Origin of the sequence: Tenacibaculum dicentrarchi, assembly GCF_964036635.1 — a bacterium.
Lineage (GTDB): Bacteria > Bacteroidota > Bacteroidia > Flavobacteriales > Flavobacteriaceae > Polaribacter > Polaribacter dicentrarchi.
In genome coordinates, this window is record NZ_OZ038524.1 from 2,118,760 (window position 1) to 2,141,384 (window position 22,625).

The following is a 22,625-nucleotide window of genomic DNA, read 5'->3' on the forward strand; positions in this document are numbered from 1 at the left end:
TTGTTATTTATACACAAAAATACATTATTTATGTAATAAATTCTTACCTATATCACATTGTAAACAACGTTTATCAGTACAATAATTATTTTTAAGTTCTAATAAAGCTTGACTTTTAAGAGCATTTTCTGATTTTATTTTCAAATCTGAAAATTTTGAAATAATCGTATTTTTTTCTGATTTTAATTGTTTTATCAAGTCAAAAAAATCTGCTTCATTTACCTCTCCTCTATTTTTTTCATAAATATATTTTAAAGGAATAATGGTATTTATCAGTAATAAATCAATAAATGATTTTGTTATTTTTTTTGATGATTTTTTAGATTCAGTTTCAAAAGTGTAATGTATTTTCCAAAAATCATTTACTTCAACCGAAAACAACTTATAAAAACCTGATATTTTTTTGGTTTCTATAAGTTGAGAAAATAAATTTTGATGTTTATGAAATAAAGCAACCAATTGAGCGATTCGAATCGTTGGAAAATTTGTAGGTCGCATTCTAAAAAATTGAAATAAATTATTAGAAATAGGTGTTAAATTATGTTTATGACTAATAAAATTATACTCATTCTTTAATTGAATAAAATACTCATTTTCTATTTCATCTTCAAAAAAACCAGCCTGACCAAATAATAATGCTGATAATTCTAATTCATTAAATCTAGTTTTTCGTAATACAGAAAAATCAAATGATTGTGATAATCTTAAAAAAGAATCTCCATTTATTTTTAATCCGAAGTTTTTAGCTAGTAATTGAAATAATACAGCTTCATAATTATTATTTGAATTAGATAATAATTCTTTAATAAAAACTGATTTACGTTCTAAACGCTGTAAATATAATTTTTCTAGCCAATTATTAATCAAAATAGTATCAACAGAATTAATTTGATTTTCACATAAAATCCAACTCGATTTTTTTGAAAATAACTTTTGATAATTTTCTAAAAGAGCTATATCAATAAAATCTTTTAATTGAAGCGTTGGCAAAGGCTGATTATTCTTCATAAAAATAACAGTATCATGTTGCCAAACTACGTGTAAAATTATGGCTTCATAGTTTTTATCTTCTTCATGTTTATGTAAATACCAATCGGATGAATTTATATGAATTTCAACATTTCCAATCCATAATTGATTGTTTATTTTTAAGTGAGCAGTTAAAAAATCAGGTCCTGTATTTTGGTTGTGTAATCCTGATTTAATTATTTTGATAGTTTCATTAGCTATCGATTTTAAATTAGTTGTGTTAAACAATTTGTATTTCCACAAAAAATGTAAAAATTCTTCTTTCATAACTGTAAATTAACTTTTTTTTTCAGTGTATTAATATATAAAAAATATAGCTAAATCACTTCTTATCAATGCTTTTACTTTTTAGTACTTATTAATTTTATAAGATAAATTTTTCTCAATATTTTATAAATTAGATAGATTAAATAAATTAAGTCATCAATTTTATTAATAATCAAACCTTAATTTGTATTAAAAGCAGTTGTATTTTTGTTAGGAAACTAAAATATATAATATGAATACTGTAGAAAATTTAAAATGGCGTTATGCTGTTAAAAAATTCGATGAAAATAAATCACTTTCTGAAACACAAATAACTACTTTAAAAGAAGCCTTTAATTTAACCGCTTCTTCTTACGGGTTACAACCTGTTAAAATGGTGGTTCTTCAAAATAAAGAAATTCAGCAACAATTAGTTGCACATTCTTGGAATCAGCCACAAGTTGCACAAGCATCTCATGTATTAGTTTTATGTATTCCTAAAGAATATGATATCAAAAATATTGATACTTATTTTTCATTAGTAAAAGAAACAAGAAATACTCCTGATGAAATTTTAGCGCCGTTTAAAAAAATGCTTACAGATTCTGTAACTAGTAAAACTCAAGAAGAATTAGCTATTTGGAATAAAAATCAAGCTTATATTGCTTTAGGAAATTTAATGACTGTTGCTGCAAATGAAAAAATAGATTCTTGCCCAATGGAAGGTTTTATTCCTCAAAAGTATGATGAAATTTTAGGTTTAGACAAACATAATTTAACATCGGTATTAGTATTACCAGTTGGTTTTAGAGCTGAAGATGATTATATGAAAGACCTAAAAAAGGTTCGTAAAAATATAGAAGATATAATTATTGAAATGTAATTTAATACTTACAAGTTATGAATTACGATAAACTAAATTAGTACTTTCGTAATTCATAACTTGTAATTAAATTATATGCAACCACTACATATTGTACTCCTGATTCTTGGTTATTTTGGAATTTTAATTCTGATTTCTTTCCTTACAGGTAAATCGGCAAATAACAACACTTTTTTTAAAGCAGATAATTCTTCACCTTGGTATTTAGTCGCCTTTGGTATGATTGGCGCATCACTTTCTGGCGTTACTTTTATTTCAGTTCCTGGCTGGGTTGAAGGGCAACAAATGAGTTATATGCAAATGGTTTTTGGCTACGTGGTAGGTTACGCGGTTATTGGTTTGGTATTACTTCCGCTTTATTATCGCTTAAACTTAACATCAATATATACTTATTTAGAAGACCGTTTTGGAAGTTATTCCTATAAAACTGGTGCTTCTTTTTTCTTATTATCAAGAACTATTGGAGCGGCTTTTCGCTTATTTTTAGTAGCCAATGTTTTACAATTAATTTTGTTTGATGCTTACGGAATTCCGTTTTGGATAACCGTAACTATTACCATTTTATTAATTTGGTTATACACTTTTAAAGGCGGTATAAAAACTATTGTTTGGACAGATACGCTACAAACTTTATTCATGTTAATTGCCGTTGGTGTTTGTATTATTATGATAAAAGACAGCTTACAAATTGACAGTTTATTTACCTATATTTCTGAAAGTAAATCGGCTAAAATGTTCTTTTTTGATGATATAAAAGCAGGGAATTATTTTTGGAATCGGTTTTTATCTGGAGCATTTATAGCAATTGTTATGACAGGTTTAGACCAAGATATGATGCAAAAAAACTTAACCTGTCGTAATTTAAAAGATGCTCAAAAAAATATGTTTTGGTTTACAATTGTTTTAGTAATCGTTAATTTTTTCTTTTTAGCTTTGGGTGTTTTACTTACAGATTATGCAACTATTAACGGATTAGACGCACATAAAGACCAATTATTTCCGATGATTGCCATGAGTGGTGATTTAGGCTTAGTAACTTCTTTATTCTTTTTATTAGGATTAATTGCCGCCGCCTATTCAAGTGCCGATAGTGCTTTAACATCCTTAACAACATCTTTTAGTATTGATATTTTAGAAATTGATAAAAAAGAGGATAATCAGCAAAAAGAGAAAATCCGTAAAAAAATACATATCTTATTTTCATTTATATTAATTGCAACAATTTTAATTTTTAAATATTTTATTGCAGATGCTAGTGTAATTGCTAAAATATTTCAATTTGCGGGTTATACTTACGGACCTTTATTAGGATTATATGCCTTCGGATTATTTACAAAACTGAATATAAAAGATAAATTAGTTCCTATAATTTGTATTGTATCTCCTATTTTCACATTTTTAATAAGCTATTTTAGTAAGACATTATTCAATTTCGATTTTGGATTTTTCGTATTAGTTTTAAACGGATTACTTACTTTCTTCGGATTATTAATGATAAAAACATCAAAAAAGAATCAAAATGCCTAAAAAAGGAAAAGCAAAAAACACCGTAAATAAAGCGAAACACACTCGCTTAATGAAACAAAAAGAAAACAAAGTTAAACTTCAAAAGCTTCAAAATAAAGAACGTTTAAAAGCATTGGTAAAAAAAATGAATGAGCAGAAGAGTGTAGAGGAAGAATAAAAAAACATCTATTTATAATCTGTTTAAACCTGCTTTAACAAAAAAATCCCAAGCCATACAGCTCGGGATTTATTATCTTTTAAACAATAGTATTATTTATCAATAGATCCTAAAACACGCTTCATAAAAGTATTCAACGCTTCTTTTTTAGGAGTACCGTCTTTTATCATTTTATCAACCTCGATAGCTCCGTACATATTGGAAATTAACTCACCGATAACGTCTAATTCTTCATCTTTTAAAGATGAAACCTCTGTTAAAGCCTCTAATGTTTCAATAGTTTCTAGTACGTAATCTTGATCGTTTTGCTCAATAAAAGAAGTCAAATGTTTTATTACTGGTAATTTCATAACGCTATTTTAATTTAAAACTATACAATCTCTTTAACTTCTTTAACCTCATTAATTAACTCTTTTAAAGAATCAAATTTATTGGTTTGTACTTGGTTTACAAATTTACCATCTACAAAAGTTGCAAAAGTAGGTAAGTTACTTACATCGGCTAATTTTCTGCTTTCTGGAAATTTTTCCGCATCAACAACTACAAAAGTAATTTCTTCATTTTCCGAAGCTAATTTTTTAAATTTTGGCTTCATTATACGACAATTACCACACCAAGTTGCTGAAAATTGTACCGCTACTTTTTTGTTGTTTGCTACTAAATTTTCTAAATTATCTTGACTTAATTCTTGTACCATAATTATAAGTTTTTAAGAGAAAGGAGTTCGTGCATATAATCCCCCAATCAGTACACGAACTAAGCCCTTTCATTATATTGTATTAGTGAGATGCTAAATATGCAGCAGTTCCTTTTGCATTTGGTTTCATAGCTTCTTTACCTTCTTCCCAGTTTGCAGGACAAACTTCTCCGTTTGTTTGAACGTGTGCATACGCATCAATTAAGCGTAAAAATTCGTTTACATTACGCCCAACTGGCATGTGGTTTATTCCTTCATGAAATACCGTTCCTTCTTCATCGATTAAATAAGTAGCTCTGTAAGTTACGTTATCACCAACTACTTGTACCGTTTGAGTTGCTTCGTCAAAAACCTCATCAGTAATATCTAAAATACCTAAGATTGATGATAAATTACGGTTGCTATCTGCTAATAAAGGATACGTTACACCTTCAATACCTCCATTATCTTTAGATTGATTTAACCATGCAAAGTGAACCTCAGGAGTATCACAAGAAGCACCAATTACAACGGTATTTCTTTTTTCAAATTCTCCTAAAGCAGCTTGAAAAGCATGTAATTCGGTAGGACACACAAATGTAAAATCTTTTGGATACCAAAATAACAATACTTTTTTCTTGTTCTTTACAGCCTCTTCTAATACATTTACTTTAAATGTATCACCCATTTCGTTCATTGCATCTACACTTAAACCTGGAAACTTTTTACCTACAATTGTTGACATTTTTTTATTTTTTTATTGATTATTATTCGTTTTCACAAGTACAAATATACCAAGCAAAACAACTATAAAGTAAAAAACTTAATGCTAATTCTTTATGTTATCATAAGTTTTTTTTATACTTTATTAACTCTTAATTACTTTATCTTATTTACTAGCAAATAATTTTACATCTTTTTCAGATATTTCTTGTTCACCTAAAATAATTAAACGCTCTACTACATTTCTAAGCTCTCTAATATTTCCTGTCCAGTCATATTCTTGTAATAATTTAACTGCTTGTTTTGAAAATGCTTTTTTAGGAGTTCCTTGTTCTTCAGAAATTTTTGAAGTAAAAAAATCTATTAATAAAGGAATATCTGTTCTTCTATCATTTAACGAAGGAACTTTAATTAAAATAACCGCTAAACGATGGTATAAATCCTCACGAAAACGACCTTCTGAAATCTCTTTCTTTAAATCTTTATTGGTTGCCGCTACAATTCGCACATTTACTTTAATGTCTTTGTCAGAACCAACGCGTTGTATTTTATTTTCTTGCAAAGCTCTTAATACTTTAGCTTGTGCCGATAAACTCATATCGCCAATTTCATCTAAAAAAATAGTTCCACCGTTTGCGGCTTCAAACTTTCCTGCTCTATCTTTATTTGCTCCAGTAAAAGAACCTTTTACATGACCAAATAATTCACTTTCTATTAATTCTGATGGAATAGCTGCACAATTTACTTCAATCATTGACGCTTTTACTCTGTCTGATTTTTCGTGTAACCAATGTGCAACCAGCTCTTTTCCTGTTCCATTAGGTCCGGTAATTAAAACACGTGCATCCGTAGCTGCTACTTTTTCAATGATTTCTTTAATCTGAGTAATCGCATCACTTTCACCAATCATTTGATAACCTTTACTTACTTTCTTTTTTAAGCGTTTGTTTTCTACAATCAACTCTTTTTTATCCAAAGCATTACGAACAGTATTTAATAATCGATTTAAATCTGGTGGTTTTGAAATATAATCAAATGCCCCTAAACGCATTGTATTTACTGCGGTGTCTAAATCGCCATGACCAGAAATCATGACCATTGGCGTTTCAGGCTTTAATTTTTTAGCTTTTTCTAATACCTCAACACCATCCATTTTTGGCATTTTAATATCACATAAAACCAAATCGTAGTCGTTATTTTTAATCATTTCAAAACCAATTAAACCATCTTGGGCTTCCGATACTTGATAAGCATCGTTTTCTTCTGAAATAATTTTTGTTAAAACTCTGCGGATTGCCGCTTCATCTTCTATTATTAATATTTTGCTCATATTTTTCATTTTCTGCACTACTATTACTATGCAATAATCACGCCATCTAATTTATTGTACTATCTTTACTTTATAATATGAATATCTCGTTGTGGAAACGGAATTGAAATATGGTGTTCTCTAAACAGTTCATCAATTTTAAAACGCAAATCACTTTTAGGTATTTGCGCCTGAAAACTATCATTTAAAGTAAATATTAATTTAAAATCTAACGAACTATCTCCAAAGTTTTCAAAAATTACTAAAGGAGCAGGATGCTGATATATCTTCGGATGTTCGGTTGCTGCTTTTAATAATAATTCTTTTACCAATTGAACATCGCTACCATAAGCAACCCCTACTTTTACACTTTCACGCGTTGTAGTACCGTTTTGTGTCCAGTTATACAGGCTACTTGTTAAATATTTATGATTCGGAATTACCAGTACTTTATTATCAATAGTTACCGCACGAGTGGTTCTTAATTTTATCTCTTCTACCCTACCTACTTTATCATCTAACTCAATAATATCACCTACATGCACACTTTGATCTACGATAATAAAAATACCTGATATTATATCTTGAAAAAAAGTTTGTAATGCCAAACCAACTCCAATTAATAAGGCTGCTGAAGCTGCAAATATAGCCGTTACATTTACGCCTAATGAATTTAAGGTAGTTAAGAAAATAATAATATATAACAACCAACTAGCAAAAGAAAAAACAGTGCTAAACTTGTTTTCGTCTTCATTTTGAAGTCTTTTTTTAACAAATTTTTCAAAATATTTTAATAAAAAAGATGCCAAAATTAGTACAACTATTAGCATTAAAACTGCTTTAATACTAATACCTATTTCTTTGTTAAATTGAACAGTGTAGTTCAATATTTTATTCAATTCTTTCATGGAACTAAAATTATAATAAATTGTTCATTTTAGCCACAAAAAAAGCAGTTATTTTAATAATAACTGCTTTTCATATTTAATTAATTTAGTGCATCGATTTTAACTACCGTAACGCATCCATTTCCATAAATCTTTATAGGTTGGTTTTTTACCATACATTAAAATACCTACTCGGTAAATTTTTGCAGCAACCCATACAATTGCTATAAAACTAAAGACTAACAATAACATTGATAAAGCAATTTCCCACCAAGCAACACCAAAAGGCACACGCATTAGCATTACAATTGGCGATGTTAACGGAATGTAAGAAAAAATTACAGAAACAGGACCATGTGGGTCATTAACCACCGTAAAAGCACCCACATAAACAGCCAGCATTAAAGGAAGCATAATTGGCGTCATAAATTGTTGGGTATCTGTTTCGTTATCTACTGCTGCTCCAACAGCTGCAAATAAAGAACTGTACAGCATATATCCTCCTAAAAAGTAAAATATAAATAAGAAAAATAAGGTAAACCAAGGTAATTTTCTGATTTCTAAAAATAACTCGGCTTTATTTCCCATTAATGCTTGCATTTTTGCCACTTGATTGGCATCAATATCTTGCGAAAAAACCTGTGAAGTATCAATTCCTATAAATAAAGAAACGACAACAGCTCCAAGTAATAATAAAACTCCCCAGATAAAAAACTGTAATAATCCTGCCGCTCCATTTCCTACAATTTTACCCAACATTAATTGAAAAGGCTTTACTGATGATACAATTACCTCTACAATTCTACTGGTTTTTTCTTCAATAACACTACGCATTACCGATGTTCCATACAAAATCATAAACATCATTAATAAATAACCAGCAATGGTTCCTACACCAATTTTCATGTTATTAATCATTTTTGATGATTTTTCACCCGAAAAATTATACATTTTTATATCCGAAGAAATTTTAGCGGCTTTTATTTTTTCTAAATTAATACCTAATTCCTTCATCTTTAAATTTCGCAAATGTGTATTTACGTTTCGTTCTATGTTTTCTATGGTATTTAAACCTGGCGTATCTTTTGAATAAAATTCTACTGAATTTGCCAACAATTCTAAACTATCTTGTTTAGGAATTACTAAAACACCAAAATGCTCACCTGCTTCTACTTTCTTTTTAGTTTCTTCGATGCCAAAAGTGGTAAAATCTTTGTATTTTATGGTTTCGGTATCTTTAAAATTATCTTTTGAAAAAATACCTGAATTATCGACATATACAATGTCTTTAATTTTCTGATCGTTTTGTTTCATCAAAAAAACAATCAACGCCATCATGGCAATCATTATTACTGGGCTTAAAAAAGTCATCATAATAAATGACTTATTTTTAACCTTCGCTTTAAATTCTCTTGCTATTATTAATTGTAACTTACTCATTTTCTTTTAACTATTTTTACGTATTGACTCAATAAAGATATCGTTGGCAGTTGGTATTAATTCTACAAAATGTTGCACCTGTCCTTGGGTGGTTAAAAATGACAACAAATCGTTTGCTGAATTTCCTTGGGTTAATTGTATTTTTAATTTTAAACCGTCATTTAACAATTTAAAATCGGCAGGTAAAACCTTAAAGTTTTCTTTTAATTTTGCTTCTACTTCGGATGGGTTTGCCGTGTTTACACCTACTTGAAAGGTATTTGTTCTAAATTGACGCTTAATATCGTGTAATTTACCGTCTAATATTTTGTTTGATTTATGAATCAAGGCAATTTCATCACACATTTCTTCTACCGATTCCATTCTGTGAGTCGAAAAAATAATGGTTGCACCTTCGTCACGCAATTGCAAAATTTCTTTGGCGATTAGTTGCGCATTTATCGGGTCGAAACCAGAAAAAGGTTCATCAAAAATCAATAATTTAGGCTGATGCAATACTGTAACAATAAATTGTACTTTTTGCGCCATTCCTTTTGATAGCTCTTCTAGTTTTTTATCCCACCAGCTACTTATTTCAAATTTATCGAACCAATATTTAAGGCGTTTTTTTGCTTCGGATTTAGTCATCCCTTTTAACTGTGCCAAATATAAAGCCTGCTCGCCTACTTTCATCGATTTGTACAAACCACGTTCTTCAGGTAAATATCCGATGTGCTCTATATGATGTGGCGCTAATTTTTCGCCATCTAAAATAACTTCACCACTATCGGGCATGGTAATTTGATTGATAATTCGAATCAACGATGTTTTTCCTGCTCCATTAGGACCCAATAAACCGAAAACACTTCCTTTTTCAATACTAAGCGATACATTATTTAACGCCGTATAATCGCCATAACGCTTTACTACATTTTTAATTTCTAATAAATTACCCATTCTTTTTATCGTGATTTTTTTTTAGTTATTTTTTTAAGCTTGTAACACAAACTTACATATTTTTATACGGATTAGTCATAAGTTTACGCCAAACGTTACACTTTACGTAAATGTTAAATTTACTATGCACGCATAATTTTTACAAAAAAATACTATGCACGCATAATAAATTTCTGTATCTTTGGACGAACATGGATAAAAATAAATCAATCGATCATCAATTAAGAGCCACTTGGCAAGCTGTTGCAAAAATGTACAATGAGCAAGCTGCAAAGCATGACAGTACCATGGCAACTGCTTTTGTATTATTAAATATCGATTTTGAAACAGGAACTCCTTCCACCGCATTAGGTCCTTTAATGGGCATGGAACCAACAAGTCTTTCTCGCTTATTAAAAACAATGGAAGACAAAGGTATTATCTGCCGAGAGAAAAACCCTAATGACGGAAGAGGCGTTATTATTAAATTGACAACTTACGGTAAAGAAATGCGCGAAATATCAAAAGGACACGTATATCAGTTTAATAATCAAGTAAAAAAACATATTACAGAAGAAGAATTAAATCTTTTCTTTAAAGTAACATCAACCATAAACAAACTTATTACAGAAAAGAAGGTGTATATTGATGCCGACAATAAAACTGTATAAAAAAACCTAAAAACAAATGACAAGAAGAATTAAAAAAGTAGCAATTATCGGTTCGGGGATTATGGGAAGCGGTATTGCATGTCATTTTGCTAACATTGGCGTTGAAGTCTTATTATTAGACATCGTTCCTAGAGAACTTAACGACAAAGAGAAAGCAAAAGGACTAACGTTAGAAGACAAAGCTGTTCGTAATCGTTTGGTTAATGACGCTTTAACGGCTTCTTTAAAATCGAAACCATCGCCAATTTATGCTAAAAAATTTGCTAGTAGAATTACTACAGGTAATTTAGAAGACGATATTGCCAAAGTTGCCGATGTTGATTGGATTATGGAAGTTGTTGTTGAACGATTAGATATTAAAAAAATTGTTTTTGAAAAATTAGAAAAATACCGTACTCCTGGTACGATTATCTCTTCAAACACTTCAGGGATTCCTATCAAATTTATGAACGAAGGACGAAGCGAAGATTTTCAAAAGCATTTTGCGGTAACTCACTTTTTTAATCCTCCACGTTATTTAAAATTATTTGAAGTTGTTCCTGGTCCTGACTGTAAACAAGAAGTTACTGATTTCTTAATGGATTATGGTTCTAAATTTTTAGGAAAAACTTCGGTTTTAGCTAAAGATACTCCTGCTTTTATTGGTAACAGAATTGGAATCTTCGGGATTCAATCTTTATTTCATCAAGTAAAAGAATTAGGTTTAACCGTTGAAGAGGTTGATAAATTAACAGGTCCTGTAATTGGTCGCCCAAAATCGGCAACTTTTAGAACTGTTGATGTTGTTGGTTTAGACACTTTAGTACACGTTGCAAACGGTATTTACGAAAACTGCCCGAACGACGAAGCACACCATTTATTCAAATTACCAGGTTTCATCAATACTATGATGGAAAATAAATGGTTAGGAAGTAAAACAAAACAAGGTTTTTATAAAAAAGTTGTAAACGCTGAAGGGAAGAAAGAAATTTTGACTTTAGATTTAGAAACGATGGAATATCGTTCTAAAAAACGTGCGAAATTTGCAACTTTAGAATTAACAAAAACTATTGATAAACCAATTGACAGATTTAAAGTGTTGGTTGGCGGAAAAGATAAAGCGGGAGAGTTTTACCGTAAAAACTTCGCAGCAATGTTTGCCTATGTTCAAAATAGGATTCCAGAAATTTCTGACGAATTGTATAAAATTGACGATGCCATGAAAGCTGGTTTCGGTTGGGAAAATGGGCCTTTCGAAATTTGGGATGCCGTTGGTATCGAAAAAGGTATCGAATTAATGAAAGCCGAAGGAAACCAACCTGCTACTTGGATTACCGAAATGGTTGCAAATGGGCAAAAATCTTTTTATTCTGTTAAAGAAGGAGCTACCTATTTTTATGATGTTTCTGCAAAAGCACAACTAAAAAAACCAGGGCAAGATTCATTTATCATTTTAGATAATATCAGAAAAACAAAAGAGGTCTTTAAAAATTCTGGCGTTGTTATTGAAGATTTAGGTGATGGTATTTTAAATTGTGAATTTCAATCTAAAATGAACACTATTGGTGGCGATGTTTTAGCAGGATTAAACAAAGCAATTGATTTAGCTGAAAAAGATTTCCAAGGATTAGTTGTTGGTAATCAAGGAGCAAATTTCTCGGTTGGAGCAAATATCGGAATGATATTTATGATGGCTGTTGAACAAGAATATGACGAATTAAATATGGCTATTAAGTATTTTCAAGATACGATGATGCGTATGCGTTATTCTTCAATTCCTACCATTGCTGCGCCTCACGGAATGTCGTTAGGTGGTGGATGTGAATTATCATTACATGCCGATAAAGTGGTTGCCGCTGCTGAAACTTACATGGGATTAGTAGAATTTGGTGTTGGAGTTATCCCTGGTGGTGGTGGTTCAAAAGAAATGGCGTTGCGTGCTTCCGATACGTTCCGTACAGGAGATGTTCAGTTAAACGTATTACAAGAATATTTCTTAACTATTGGTATGGCAAAAGTAAGTACCTCAGCACATGAAGCTTTCGATTTAGGCTTATTACAAAAAGGAAAAGATGTTGTTGTAGTAAACAGAGAGCGTCAAATTGCACAAGCTAAAAAACACGCCGTATTAATGGCAGAAGCTGGTTATACACAACCTGTAAAACGTGAAGATATTTTAGTTTTAGGAAAACAAGCCTTAGGTGCTTTTATGGTCGCTACCGATTCTATGCAAGCTAGTAGATTCATATCAGAACACGACCAAAAAATCGCCAATAAACTAGCGTATGTAATGGCTGGTGGAGATTTATCAGAACCAACAAAAGTTTCTGAACAGTATTTATTAAACCTAGAGCGTGAAGCATTTTTAAGTTTAACAACAGAGCGTAAATCATTAGAACGTATTCAACAAATGTTGAAAACAGGAAAACCATTACGTAACTAAACTTCACCCTAAAACATCAGAAGAAAAATGAAAACAGCATATATAGTACAAGGATATAGAACCGCTATCGGAAAATCAAAAAGAGGAGCATTTCGCTTTAAAAGAGCCGATGAACTAGCGGCAGAAACCATTGAATATTTAATGGAAAAGTTACCCGATTTTGACAAAACTCGTATTGACGATGTTATTGTTGGTAACGCAATGCCTGAGGGTTCGCAAGGATTAAATATGGCACGTTTAATTTCTTTAATGGGATTAAAAATTGATGACGTTCCAGGAGTAACGGTAAATCGTTTTTGTTCATCAGGATTAGAAACTATCGGTATGGCAGTGGCTAAAATTCAGTCAGGAATGGCAGAATGTATTATCGCTGGTGGTGCCGAAAGCATGAGTTCTGTACCAATGACAGGTTTTAAACCAGAATTAAATTATGATGTAGTTGCTGATGGGCATGCTGATTATTATTGGGGAATGGGAAATACTGCCGAAGCGGTTGCTGAAAAATATAATATTTCTCGTAAAGACCAAGATGAATTTGCTTTAAATTCACACTTAAAAGCATTAAGAGCACAAGCTGAAAATCGTTTTCAAGACCAAATAGTTCCTATTGAAGTGGAAGAAACCTATGTTAATTCGAACGGAAAAAAAGCCACTAGAAAATATACCGTAACAAAAGATGAAGGACCTCGTAAAGGTTCAAATATTGCTGGTTTAGAGCGTTTACGCCCTGTATTTGCTACAAACGGAAGTGTTACCGCTGGAAATTCATCACAAACAAGTGATGGAGCAGCATTTGTAATGGTGATGAGTGAAGATATGGTGAAAGAATTAAACATCAAACCAATTGCTCGTATGGTAAGTTATGCTGCTGCTGGTGTACCGCCAAAAATTATGGGAATTGGTCCTGTTGCAGCTATTCCAAAAGCATTAAAACAAGCAGGATTAAAACAAGAAGACATCAGTTTAATTGAATTAAACGAAGCATTTGCTTCGCAATCATTAGCGGTAATTCGTGAATTAGGATTAGACGCAGACATCATTAACGTAAATGGTGGTGCTATTGCCTTAGGACATCCTTTAGGTTGTACAGGTGCTAAATTATCGGTACAATTATTCGATGAAATGCGTAAACGCAATATGCAAGGAAAATATGGAATGGTAACCATGTGTGTAGGAACTGGGCAAGGTGCTGCTGGTATTTTCGAATTCTTAAACTAAACTAACAATTAAAACAAAACAAAAATGGCAGATTTATTAAGAGGAGGACAATTTTTAGTAAAAGAAACAAATTGTGAAGATGTTTTTACTCCAGAAGATTTTACCGAAGAGCAAAAAATGATGAAAGAAGCGGTTATGGAATTTAACGACCGTGAAATAATCCCTCATAAAGCAAGTTTTGAAAAGAAAAATTATGCTTTAACCGAAGAAACGATGCGTAAAGCTGGTGAATTAGGTTTTTTAGGTGTTGCTGTTCCTGAAGCTTACGGCGGATTAGGAATGGGATTTGTTTCTACCATGCTAACCTGTGATTATATTTCAAGCGGAACAGGTTCTTTTAGTACTGCTTTCGGTGCACACACAGGTATTGGAACGATGCCAATTACTTTATACGGAACCGAAGCTCAAAAACAAAAATATGTTCCAAAATTAGCAACAGGTGAATGGTTTGGTGCTTACTGTTTAACAGAACCAGGTGCTGGTTCAGATGCTAATTCAGGAAAAACAACCGCTACCCTATCGGAAGATGGAACGCATTATAAAATTAACGGACAAAAAATGTGGATTTCAAACGCAGGTTTTTGTAACGTTATGATTGTATTTGCTCGTATTGAAGATGATAAAAACATTACTGGTTTTATCGTTGAATATGACAAAGAAAATACAAATGGAATTACGTTAGGTGAAGAAGAGCATAAATTAGGAATCCGTGCTTCTTCTACCCGTCAGGTATTTTACAATGATACAATTGTGCCGATTGAAAATATGTTATCAGCAAGAGGAAATGGTTTTAAAATTGCCATGAATGCCTTAAATGTTGGGCGTATTAAATTAGCTGCTGCTTGTTTAGATTCTCAAAGAAGAGTTACTACAATTGCAATTAATTACGCAAATGAGCGTAAGCAATTTAAAACTTCAATTTCTGAATTTGGTGCTATCAAAATGAAATTAGCCGATATGGCAACCAACGCCTATGTAGGGGAATCAGCATCGTATAGAGCTGCTAAAAATATTGAAGATAGAATTGCATTACGTGAAGCCGAAGGAAATACGCATCAAGAAGCGGAATTAAAAGGTGTGGAAGAATATGCTATTGAATGTTCTATTTTAAAAGTGGCTGTTTCTGAAGATGTACAAGCGTGTGCTGACGAAGGAATTCAAATTTTTGGAGGTATGGGATTCTCAGAAGAAACTCCTATGGAATCGGCTTGGAGAGATGCGCGTATTGCTCGTATTTACGAAGGAACGAACGAAATTAACAGATTACTTTCTGTTGGAATGTTGGTTAAAAAAGCGATGAAAGGTCATGTAGATTTATTAAATCCTGCAATGGCTGTTGGCGAAGAATTATTAGGTATTCCTTCTTTTGATACGCCTGATTATTCTGAATTATTTGCAGAAGAAAAAGAAATGGTTGCTAAATTAAAGAAAGTTTTCTTAATGGTTGCAGGGTCTGCAATTCAGAAATTTGGTACCGAATTAGAGCAGCATCAACAATTATTAACCGCGGCTTCTAATATTTTAATTGAAACCTATATGGCAGAATCTGCTATTTTGAGAACTGAAAAAAACGCCAAACGTTTTGGTAAAGATTCTCAAAAAGAACAGATTGCGATGACGCAATTATATTTATATAATGCGGTAGATATCATCATTAAAAATGCTAAAGAAGGTATTGTTTCTTTTGCACAAGGTGATGAGCAACGTATGATGTTAATGGGCTTAAAACGTTTTACAAAATACGCAAATCAGCCAAACGTAATTGGATTACGTAACATGATTGCTGAAAAATTAAAAGCAGAAAATAAATACTGTTTCTAAATAAATAAGATATCAGGGCAGTAACTGTTTTGATATCTTATATAAAAAATCTTCTAAAACTCTTCATAATAAGTTTTAGAATTTAGTTGTTTGTTTAAAAGGTCGTCAATTTATTTTGACGACCTTTTTTTGTTGAAAGAATTAATGCTAAATTAGTTTTTAAAACCAAAACTTCTTAAAAACTGTTATAAAGAAAGAATGAAAACATACAAATTAAAAGTACCCGTGTATATTTCTACTGAAAAAAAAGACGAATCAACAACAATTACTTTTAAAGAACTTGTATTTTCAAAAGATTTATTAATTAATAATCTCATTGATAAAATTAATGTCTTTAACAAAGAAAAAAAACCAATAACAAAAGATAAAAGAAATAAATCTATTACGCAAAATATTGAAAAAGTAGCATTTGAAAAAATTTCATTTGGTAACGATTCTGGTTTACTTCTCAGGGTTACCTCATTTATAACTAATCATTTTGATGGATATGTAGAAACTATAGAAAAAGTAAAACTTAAAAAAACAGATAAAATAGGAAGTAAAAATTATATTTTTATTTTATATCCACATACATTTGGAGTCAATAAACTACAATTCAAATGGATAATTTTTTTATATGAAGACCCTAATAAAAACAATAGTGAAATAGTAAATGCTTCTAAAATGGTATTAAAAGACATTTTAGATATTGAAATCAAGAATATAAAATTAAATGATATAATTAGTCGATTTAAAAAAAATAAAATTATCCCTGAATTATCTTTAAAACTTTCGTCATTCGAATTTGATGAAAATGATGAAGATTATCATTTTCACGAATATGTTACTGAAAGTAAATCATCAAAAATTAAAGAAACCGTTTATAAAGACATACCTTTAGATAAAGTTAAAAAAATAATTGAAGACACTAAAATTTTTAAATTCTTTTCAAAAAGAAGTCTAAAAATAACTAATGGTAAGCAACAATTTAAAATAGAACAAAATTCAATAGATGAAGTCATAGAAAAAATTAATGAAGTAGCAGAAGAATCATATAATTTTTCTACAGAAATCACTTCTAATGAAATTGAAAATGATGAAATTTACAAAACATCGTTTATTATAAAAAAACTGCAACCAGTTATTGAAAATTTTCTTGGATATAATGACGACTTGTAATATGATTGAGCAAATAAATAATTATGGTAATATTAATCTTGCTTTTCTAGGGATAAGTTTGACTATATTTACTGTATTATATTCTTTCATCTTAAACTATCGTGAAAATTTAAAACACCAAATAAAGGAAGTTTTTAATGGTAATAATTCACCTAGCATTAAACAAAAAATTTCGTTTTTAAAGAGAAATATCCGAAGTTTAAAAAAAGTGAATTTTTATTTAAAACTATTAATTATTTCAACCTTTCTATTATTTACAACTTCACAAGTAATTATAGATTTTGTAGATTGTCATTATTTTTTAAAAATATATTCATTAATATTTAAAGTGATTTTTTATATCAAAATATTATATTGTTCCATAATACTTTTTGAAATATTTAGATATTATGAAAAACACACATGATTACACTCACAAAAAAAAAGCCTCCGTCAAACGGAGGCTTTTTTCATCTATATAAAACACTTTTAGTTAATAATTAAAAGTACCAAACTCACTATTTATGGTCAATTTTTTAGTTTCAGAAGCTTCTACCCTACCTACAATTTGAGCATTTACATTATACGATTTTGAAATCGCTATAATATCGTCGGCAACCTCTGGCGATACATAAATTTCCATTCTATGCCCACAGTTAAACACCTGATACATTTCTTTCCAATCTGTTTTTGATTGCTCTTGTATCAATTTAAATAAAGGCGGAACAGCAAACATGTTATCTTTTACAATATGTAATTCATCAACAAAATGTAAAATTTTAGTTTGCGCGCCACCAGAACAATGAATCATTCCGTGAACCGTATCAGCATTAAATTTCGATAAAATCTCTTTAATAATAGGTGCGTATGTTCTTGTTGGCGATAACACTAATTTACCCGCATCGATTGGCGAATTTTCAACAGCATCTGTTAATTTTGTTTTTCCTGAATACACTAAATCCGCAGGAACAGCCGCATCAAAACTCTCCGGATATTTAGCTGCTAAATAGTTATCAAAAACATCATGCCTTGCCGATGTTAATCCGTTAGAACCCATTCCACCATTATACTGTGTTTCATAAGTTGCCTGCCCGAAAGACTCTAAACCAACAATTACATCGCCTGCTTTAATGTTTGCGTTGTCAATTACATCAGTACGTTTCATACGTGCTGTTACGGTAGAATCTACAATAATAGTGCGTACTAAATCACCAACATCGGCAGTTTCGCCACCTGTTGAATGAATCGTTACACCAAAACCTTTTAAATCGTCGATTAACTCTTCAGTTCCGTTGATAATTGCTGATAAAACTTCGCCAGGGATTTTACTTTTGTTACGTCCAATTGTGCTAGAAAGTAGTATGTTATCGGTTGCTCCAACGCATAATAAATCATCAATATTCATGATTAACGCATCTTGTGCAATTCCTTTCCAAACAGAAATATCGCCTGTTTCTTTCCAATACATATAGGCTAATGACGATTTTGTTCCTGCACCATCGGCGTGCATTATTAAACAATAATCTTCATCATTGGTTAAATAATCAGGTACAATTTTACAAAAAGCCTTTGGAAATAACCCTTTGTCAATATTTTTTATAGCATTATGAACATCTTCTTTAGATGCCGATACGCCTCGTTGTGCGTAGCGTTTAGATACTTCGTTACTCATGTGTTATGTTGTTGTTAATTGCAAATTTAACAGAATTCAAAAGGGTTTCCTATTTAATTTTTAGTTAATTGTTTTATCTGATAAATAATAATTCTCTATATTTTGTTAAAGGCCATAAATTATCATCTACTAATAATTCTAACTTATCACAATGATAACGGATTTCATCAAAAAACGGTTTTACTTTATTACAATAATTATCGGCATTTTTTTGCCCAAAAAATTTGTTCGTTTTTTTACGTTCTTCGGTCATTTTTTCAATTTTAGAATTGATTTCAGCAAGATGCCCCGATATTTTTTTAATTAAATCAAGCTGTTCTTTAGCATATTGCTCAAAGCCGTTTCCAAAAATCTCTTTCAAGCCTTTTACATTTTCGATTAAGGTATTTTGATATTGAATTGCTGTAGGAATTACATGATTCCTAGCAACATCTGCTAAAACTCTACTTTCAATTTGAATTCGTTTTGAATACTCTTCTAATTCAATTTCATGACGAGCCACCACCTCTATTTTATTCATCACATTCATCTCTTCAAAAAGTGAAATTGATTTTTCTGATATTTTAGCTTTTAAAGCCTCAGGCGTTGTTTTATGATTGCTTAAACCACGTTTTTTAGCTTCTTTTTCCCATTCAATTCCATAGCCGTCGCCTTCAAATCTAATTTTTTTAGATGCCTTTATATATTCTCTTAACACATTAAAAATAGCCTCATCTTTTTTCAAGCTTTTTGCATCTATTAAGGTATCTACTTCAATTTTAAATTCTTTTAGCTGTTTTGCTATAATCGTATTTAAAACCGTCATCGGCCCTGCACAATTAGCCCACGAACCTACGGCACGTAATTCGAATTTATTTCCTGTAAAAGCAAAAGGAGATGTTCGGTTTCTATCGGTATTATCTAATAAGATTTCAGGAATTTTACCGACAATATTTAATTTTAAATCTGTTTTTTCTTGAGGTGATAATTTTCCTTTGGTAACGTTTTCTAATTCGTCTAATACTTCGGATAATTGCGAGCCAATAAACACCGAAATAATTGCTGGTGGCGCTTCATTTGCTCCTAACCTGTGATCATTACTAGCACTTGCCATCGATGCTCTGATTAATTCTTCATAATCATGAACTGCTTTAATGGTATTTACAAAAAAGGTTAAAAACTGTAAATTTTTCATCGGAGTTTTTCCTGGGCTCAATAAATTAACACCTGTATTTGTTTCTAACGACCAGTTATTATGTTTCCCTGAACCATTAATTCCTTCAAAAGGTTTTTCATGAAACAATACTTTAAACTGATGACGTTGCGATACTTTTTCCATCACATCCATTAATAATGAATTGTGGTCAACCGCTAAATTAGCTTCTTCAAAAATAGGCGCTAACTCAAACTGATTCGGTGCTACTTCATTATGACGTGTTTTTACAGGGACTCCTAAAAGCATACATTCTTGCTCTAAATCGCGCATAAAACTCAGTACTCTATCAGGAATTGACCCAAAATAATGGTCATCTAATTGCTGTCCTTTTGCAGGAGAATGCCCTAAAAGTGTTCTTCCTGTCATCATTAAATCAGGGCGGGCAGCAGCTAATGCAGTATCAATTAAAAAATACTCTTGCTCCCAACCTAAGGTTGCACTTACTTTTGATACATTTTTATCAAAATATTTGCAAACTGCGGTTGCCGATGTATCAACAGCTTGTAAGGCCTTTAATAAAGGCGCTTTGTTGTCTAAAGATTCGCCAGTATAAGCAACAAAAACCGTTGGAATACACAACGTTGTACCATATACAAATGCTGGTGATGTAGGATCCCAAGCCGTATAACCACGAGCTTCAAAGGTATTTCTTATCCCGCCATGCGGAAAACTAGACGCATCAGGTTCTTGCTGTACCAATTGCCCACCATCAAAACGCTCCATAGCGCCACCACCATCAATAGTTTCAAAAAAAGCATCGTGTTTTTCTGCCGTTGCCCCTGTTAATGGCTGAAACCAATGCGTATAATGAGTTGCATTTTTAGACAGCGCCCAATCTTTCATACTTACCGCAATTTGATCGGCAATTTTTCTGTCAATTTTAGTTCCAAATTCAATGGCGTTCATCACACTTTTATACGCATCTTTTGTCATATACTGACGCATTGCTTGTTCGTTAAAAACATTTTTCCCAAACAATTCTGAACGACGCCCTTTTTGTTCTATAAAAACAGGTTTTCTGTGTAAAGTTTCTTTTAAAGCGCTAAATCTTAAAGTTGACATAATATAAAGTGTGAATTTGAGGTCAAAAATACATAAATTTATCAAAATTAAAGAACACCCCCTAAAAAAACAGGGGTTGCATGATTAAAAACTAATATTAAATATTTTACCCCTATAAATTTTAGCATATAATATAAATTATTTATTTTTGCTTTGAATTCAATTCTAAATAATAGATTCTAGTATCATGGCAAAAATTAAGTTAGAGTATATCTGGTTAGATGGTTACAAACCAACTCAAAACCTACGAAGTAAAACAAAGGTTGAAGAGCATGAAAATTTTCAAGGAACTTTAGAAGAGCTAAAAAATTGGTCTTTTGACGGGTCTTCTACAAAACAAGCTTCAGGAGGCGCTTCTGACTGTGTTTTAAAACCTGTTGCAATTTATCCTGATCCTGCTCGTGTTAACGGATATTTAGTAATGAATGAAGTAATGAATGCTGACGGAACTCCGCATGAATCTAACGCTCGTGCTACTATTAATGATGACAATAACGATTTCTGGTTCGGTTTTGAACAAGAATATTTTATTATGGACAACGCAACACAACTTCCTTTAGGATTTCCTGTTGGCGGATATCCAGGTCCTCAAGGAATGTATTACTGTTCTGTAGGTGGTAGAAATACTCACGGTAGAGATTTTGTTGAAAAACATGCCGATTTATGTATTGATGCTGGTTTAAATTTTGAAGGAATTAACCAAGAAGTTGCTTCAGGGCAATGGGAATTTCAATTATTTGCAAAAGGTGCAAAAATAGCTGGTGATGAAATTTGGATTGCTAGATATTTATTAGACAGATTAACAGAACAATATGGTTACTACATCGAATATCACCCAAAACCTGTAAAAGGAGATTGGAATGGTTCTGGAATGCACGCAAATTTCTCTAACACTGTGTTAAGAACTTGTGGATCTAAAGAAACTTACATGAAAATATGTGAAGCTTTCAGACCAGTAACTAAAGAACATATCGATATTTACGGAGCTCACAACGACCAACGTTTAACAGGTTTACACGAAACTGCTTCAATTACCGATTTCAGTTACGGAATTTCTGACAGAGGTGCTTCAATTCGTATTCCTATTTTAACAGTTGATAACGATTGGAAAGGATATTTAGAAGACAGAAGACCTGCTTCAAACGGAGATCCTTACAAAATTGCTTCAAGAATTATACAAACAGTAAAGCCTGTTTGCGATAACTTATAATATATTTTCCATTACAACACAACCAACAACAACAACAACAAAAGAGGCCTTTAAATTCGTTTAAAGGCTTTTTTATGCGATATATTTTATAAGAAAAAGGATTATTTGAAGCTATTTCCCGCTTTACGCACTCGCTTTTTTTATTTTTCAAAAGAAAAAAATAAAAAAGAGCTCAAACAATTGCTTCAATCGGGGCTAGGGATTTTGCTAGTTTTCAGAATTTTAGAAATTAATTATAATTTTACTGCAAAAACTCATAAACAAGCAGTCAATTCGAGTGATTTTTTTCTTTTTTCAATTTCTTCTACTCATTAAAATCAATCAAATCGATAAATACCATCAAAAAAAGCTAAAAAAATATGGCAAATTAAAATGCAAAAATGAGTTTAATTCAATTTAACGAAGTTCAATGTATTATTCTATGT

At 31.2% G+C, this 22,625-nt stretch carries 19 protein-coding genes; 9 read left to right on the forward strand and 10 right to left on the reverse strand.

The window, feature by feature from the left end; genetic code table 11:
- Positions 1-24: 24 nt before the first annotated feature.
- On the reverse strand, positions 25-1,296 hold the full coding sequence (locus ABNT14_RS09170) for a DUF2851 family protein (protein WP_101902934.1): 1,272 nt from the start codon (positions 1,294-1,296) through the stop codon (positions 25-27).
- 232 nt (positions 1,297-1,528) lie between these two features.
- Between ABNT14_RS09170 and ABNT14_RS09175 the strand changes: the two genes are divergently transcribed.
- From ABNT14_RS09175 to ABNT14_RS09185, 3 genes are all read left to right on the forward strand, one after another.
- Positions 1,529-2,158: an NAD(P)H-dependent oxidoreductase gene (locus tag ABNT14_RS09175; protein ID WP_101902935.1), complete on the forward strand. Its 630-nt coding sequence runs from the start codon at positions 1,529-1,531 to the stop codon at positions 2,156-2,158.
- Positions 2,159-2,233: 75 nt separating this feature from the next.
- Positions 2,234-3,685: a sodium:solute symporter gene (locus ABNT14_RS09180; protein ID WP_101902936.1), complete on the forward strand. Its 1,452-nt coding sequence runs from the start codon at positions 2,234-2,236 to the stop codon at positions 3,683-3,685.
- The gene (locus ABNT14_RS09185; protein ID WP_180948546.1) at positions 3,678-3,842 is read left to right on the forward strand and encodes a hypothetical protein; all 165 of its coding nucleotides are present in this window, start codon (positions 3,678-3,680) and stop codon (positions 3,840-3,842) included. Before ABNT14_RS09180 ends, ABNT14_RS09185 begins: the two co-directional genes overlap by 8 nt.
- A 92-nt stretch (positions 3,843-3,934) precedes the next feature.
- Here ABNT14_RS09185 and ABNT14_RS09190 read toward each other — a convergent pair whose 3' ends face one another.
- The 7 genes from ABNT14_RS09190 to ABNT14_RS09220 form a co-directional block, all read right to left on the reverse strand.
- Entirely contained in the window at positions 3,935-4,192 is a 258-nt protein-coding gene (locus ABNT14_RS09190) for a DUF6952 family protein (protein WP_058885623.1), read from the reverse strand.
- 20 nt (positions 4,193-4,212) lie between these two features.
- Positions 4,213-4,539, reverse strand: a complete 327-nt coding sequence (locus ABNT14_RS09195; protein ID WP_101902937.1) for a thioredoxin family protein — start codon at positions 4,537-4,539, stop codon at positions 4,213-4,215.
- Positions 4,540-4,621: 82 nt separating this feature from the next.
- A complete protein-coding gene (locus tag ABNT14_RS09200) occupies positions 4,622-5,263 on the reverse strand; it encodes a peroxiredoxin (RefSeq protein ID WP_101902938.1) in 642 nt (213 codons plus the stop codon).
- A gap of 144 nt (positions 5,264-5,407) precedes the next feature.
- Positions 5,408-6,571: a sigma-54-dependent transcriptional regulator gene (locus ABNT14_RS09205; protein ID WP_101903383.1), complete on the reverse strand. Its 1,164-nt coding sequence runs from the start codon at positions 6,569-6,571 to the stop codon at positions 5,408-5,410.
- Between the two features lie 65 nt (positions 6,572-6,636).
- A complete protein-coding gene (locus ABNT14_RS09210; protein ID WP_101902939.1) occupies positions 6,637-7,458 on the reverse strand; it encodes a mechanosensitive ion channel family protein in 822 nt (273 codons plus the stop codon).
- A 99-nt stretch (positions 7,459-7,557) separates the two neighbouring features.
- Positions 7,558-8,877, reverse strand: coding sequence for an ABC transporter permease (locus tag ABNT14_RS09215; RefSeq protein WP_101902940.1), 1,320 nt, complete (start codon positions 8,875-8,877; stop codon positions 7,558-7,560).
- Between the two features lie 6 nt (positions 8,878-8,883).
- On the reverse strand, positions 8,884-9,813 hold the full coding sequence (locus ABNT14_RS09220) for an ABC transporter ATP-binding protein (protein WP_058885628.1): 930 nt from the start codon (positions 9,811-9,813) through the stop codon (positions 8,884-8,886).
- A 191-nt stretch (positions 9,814-10,004) separates the two neighbouring features.
- On the opposite strand from ABNT14_RS09220, the gene ABNT14_RS09225 reads away from it, so the two are divergent.
- From ABNT14_RS09225 to ABNT14_RS09245, 5 genes are all read left to right on the forward strand, one after another.
- Complete coding sequence (locus ABNT14_RS09225; protein ID WP_101902941.1) at positions 10,005-10,463, forward strand: MarR family winged helix-turn-helix transcriptional regulator; 459 nt, start codon at positions 10,005-10,007, stop codon at positions 10,461-10,463.
- A 16-nt stretch (positions 10,464-10,479) separates the two neighbouring features.
- On the forward strand, positions 10,480-12,885 hold the full coding sequence (locus ABNT14_RS09230) for a 3-hydroxyacyl-CoA dehydrogenase/enoyl-CoA hydratase family protein (protein ID WP_101902942.1): 2,406 nt from the start codon (positions 10,480-10,482) through the stop codon (positions 12,883-12,885).
- A 27-nt stretch (positions 12,886-12,912) separates the two neighbouring features.
- Positions 12,913-14,103, forward strand: a complete 1,191-nt coding sequence (locus tag ABNT14_RS09235; protein ID WP_101902943.1) for an acetyl-CoA C-acyltransferase — start codon at positions 12,913-12,915, stop codon at positions 14,101-14,103.
- 24 nt (positions 14,104-14,127) lie between these two features.
- Positions 14,128-15,924: an acyl-CoA dehydrogenase family protein gene (locus tag ABNT14_RS09240; protein WP_101902944.1), complete on the forward strand. Its 1,797-nt coding sequence runs from the start codon at positions 14,128-14,130 to the stop codon at positions 15,922-15,924.
- A 198-nt stretch (positions 15,925-16,122) separates the two neighbouring features.
- Entirely contained in the window at positions 16,123-17,082 is a 960-nt protein-coding gene (locus ABNT14_RS09245) for a hypothetical protein (RefSeq protein ID WP_058885633.1), read from the forward strand.
- A 472-nt stretch (positions 17,083-17,554) separates the two neighbouring features.
- Here the strand turns inward: ABNT14_RS09245 and ABNT14_RS09250 are convergent, their stop codons facing one another.
- Both ABNT14_RS09250 and ABNT14_RS09255 read right to left on the reverse strand, forming a co-directional pair.
- Complete coding sequence (locus tag ABNT14_RS09250) at positions 17,555-18,733, reverse strand: AIR synthase related protein (RefSeq protein ID WP_101902945.1); 1,179 nt, start codon at positions 18,731-18,733, stop codon at positions 17,555-17,557.
- Between the two features lie 73 nt (positions 18,734-18,806).
- Entirely contained in the window at positions 18,807-20,990 is a 2,184-nt protein-coding gene (locus tag ABNT14_RS09255) for a glutamine synthetase III (protein ID WP_101902946.1), read from the reverse strand.
- 187 nt (positions 20,991-21,177) lie between these two features.
- Between ABNT14_RS09255 and ABNT14_RS09260 the strand changes: the two genes are divergently transcribed.
- On the forward strand, positions 21,178-22,200 hold the full coding sequence (locus tag ABNT14_RS09260; RefSeq protein ID WP_101902947.1) for a glutamine synthetase beta-grasp domain-containing protein: 1,023 nt from the start codon (positions 21,178-21,180) through the stop codon (positions 22,198-22,200).
- Positions 22,201-22,625 lie beyond the last annotated feature (425 nt).

Bases quoted from the DNA above. Each gene is read 5' to 3' on its own strand.
- ABNT14_RS09170 (WP_101902934.1), bottom strand. From the start codon at position 1,296: ATGAAAGAAGAATTTTTACATTTTTTGTGGAAATACAAATTGTTTAAC.
- ABNT14_RS09175 (WP_101902935.1), top strand. From the start codon at position 1,529: ATGAATACTGTAGAAAATTTAAAATGGCGTTATGCTGTTAAAAAATTC.
- ABNT14_RS09180 (WP_101902936.1), top strand. From the start codon at position 2,234: ATGCAACCACTACATATTGTACTCCTGATTCTTGGTTATTTTGGAATT.
- ABNT14_RS09185 (WP_180948546.1), top strand. From the start codon at position 3,678: ATGCCTAAAAAAGGAAAAGCAAAAAACACCGTAAATAAAGCGAAACAC.
- ABNT14_RS09190 (WP_058885623.1), bottom strand. From the start codon at position 4,192: ATGAAATTACCAGTAATAAAACATTTGACTTCTTTTATTGAGCAAAAC.
- ABNT14_RS09195 (WP_101902937.1), bottom strand. From the start codon at position 4,539: ATGGTACAAGAATTAAGTCAAGATAATTTAGAAAATTTAGTAGCAAAC.
- ABNT14_RS09200 (WP_101902938.1), bottom strand. From the start codon at position 5,263: ATGTCAACAATTGTAGGTAAAAAGTTTCCAGGTTTAAGTGTAGATGCA.
- ABNT14_RS09205 (WP_101903383.1), bottom strand. From the start codon at position 6,571: ATGAGCAAAATATTAATAATAGAAGATGAAGCGGCAATCCGCAGAGTT.
- ABNT14_RS09210 (WP_101902939.1), bottom strand. From the start codon at position 7,458: ATGAAAGAATTGAATAAAATATTGAACTACACTGTTCAATTTAACAAA.
- ABNT14_RS09215 (WP_101902940.1), bottom strand. From the start codon at position 8,877: ATGAGTAAGTTACAATTAATAATAGCAAGAGAATTTAAAGCGAAGGTT.
- ABNT14_RS09220 (WP_058885628.1), bottom strand. From the start codon at position 9,813: ATGGGTAATTTATTAGAAATTAAAAATGTAGTAAAGCGTTATGGCGAT.
- ABNT14_RS09225 (WP_101902941.1), top strand. From the start codon at position 10,005: ATGGATAAAAATAAATCAATCGATCATCAATTAAGAGCCACTTGGCAA.
- ABNT14_RS09230 (WP_101902942.1), top strand. From the start codon at position 10,480: ATGACAAGAAGAATTAAAAAAGTAGCAATTATCGGTTCGGGGATTATG.
- ABNT14_RS09235 (WP_101902943.1), top strand. From the start codon at position 12,913: ATGAAAACAGCATATATAGTACAAGGATATAGAACCGCTATCGGAAAA.
- ABNT14_RS09240 (WP_101902944.1), top strand. From the start codon at position 14,128: ATGGCAGATTTATTAAGAGGAGGACAATTTTTAGTAAAAGAAACAAAT.
- ABNT14_RS09245 (WP_058885633.1), top strand. From the start codon at position 16,123: ATGAAAACATACAAATTAAAAGTACCCGTGTATATTTCTACTGAAAAA.
- ABNT14_RS09250 (WP_101902945.1), bottom strand. From the start codon at position 18,733: ATGAGTAACGAAGTATCTAAACGCTACGCACAACGAGGCGTATCGGCA.
- ABNT14_RS09255 (WP_101902946.1), bottom strand. From the start codon at position 20,990: ATGTCAACTTTAAGATTTAGCGCTTTAAAAGAAACTTTACACAGAAAA.
- ABNT14_RS09260 (WP_101902947.1), top strand. From the start codon at position 21,178: ATGGCAAAAATTAAGTTAGAGTATATCTGGTTAGATGGTTACAAACCA.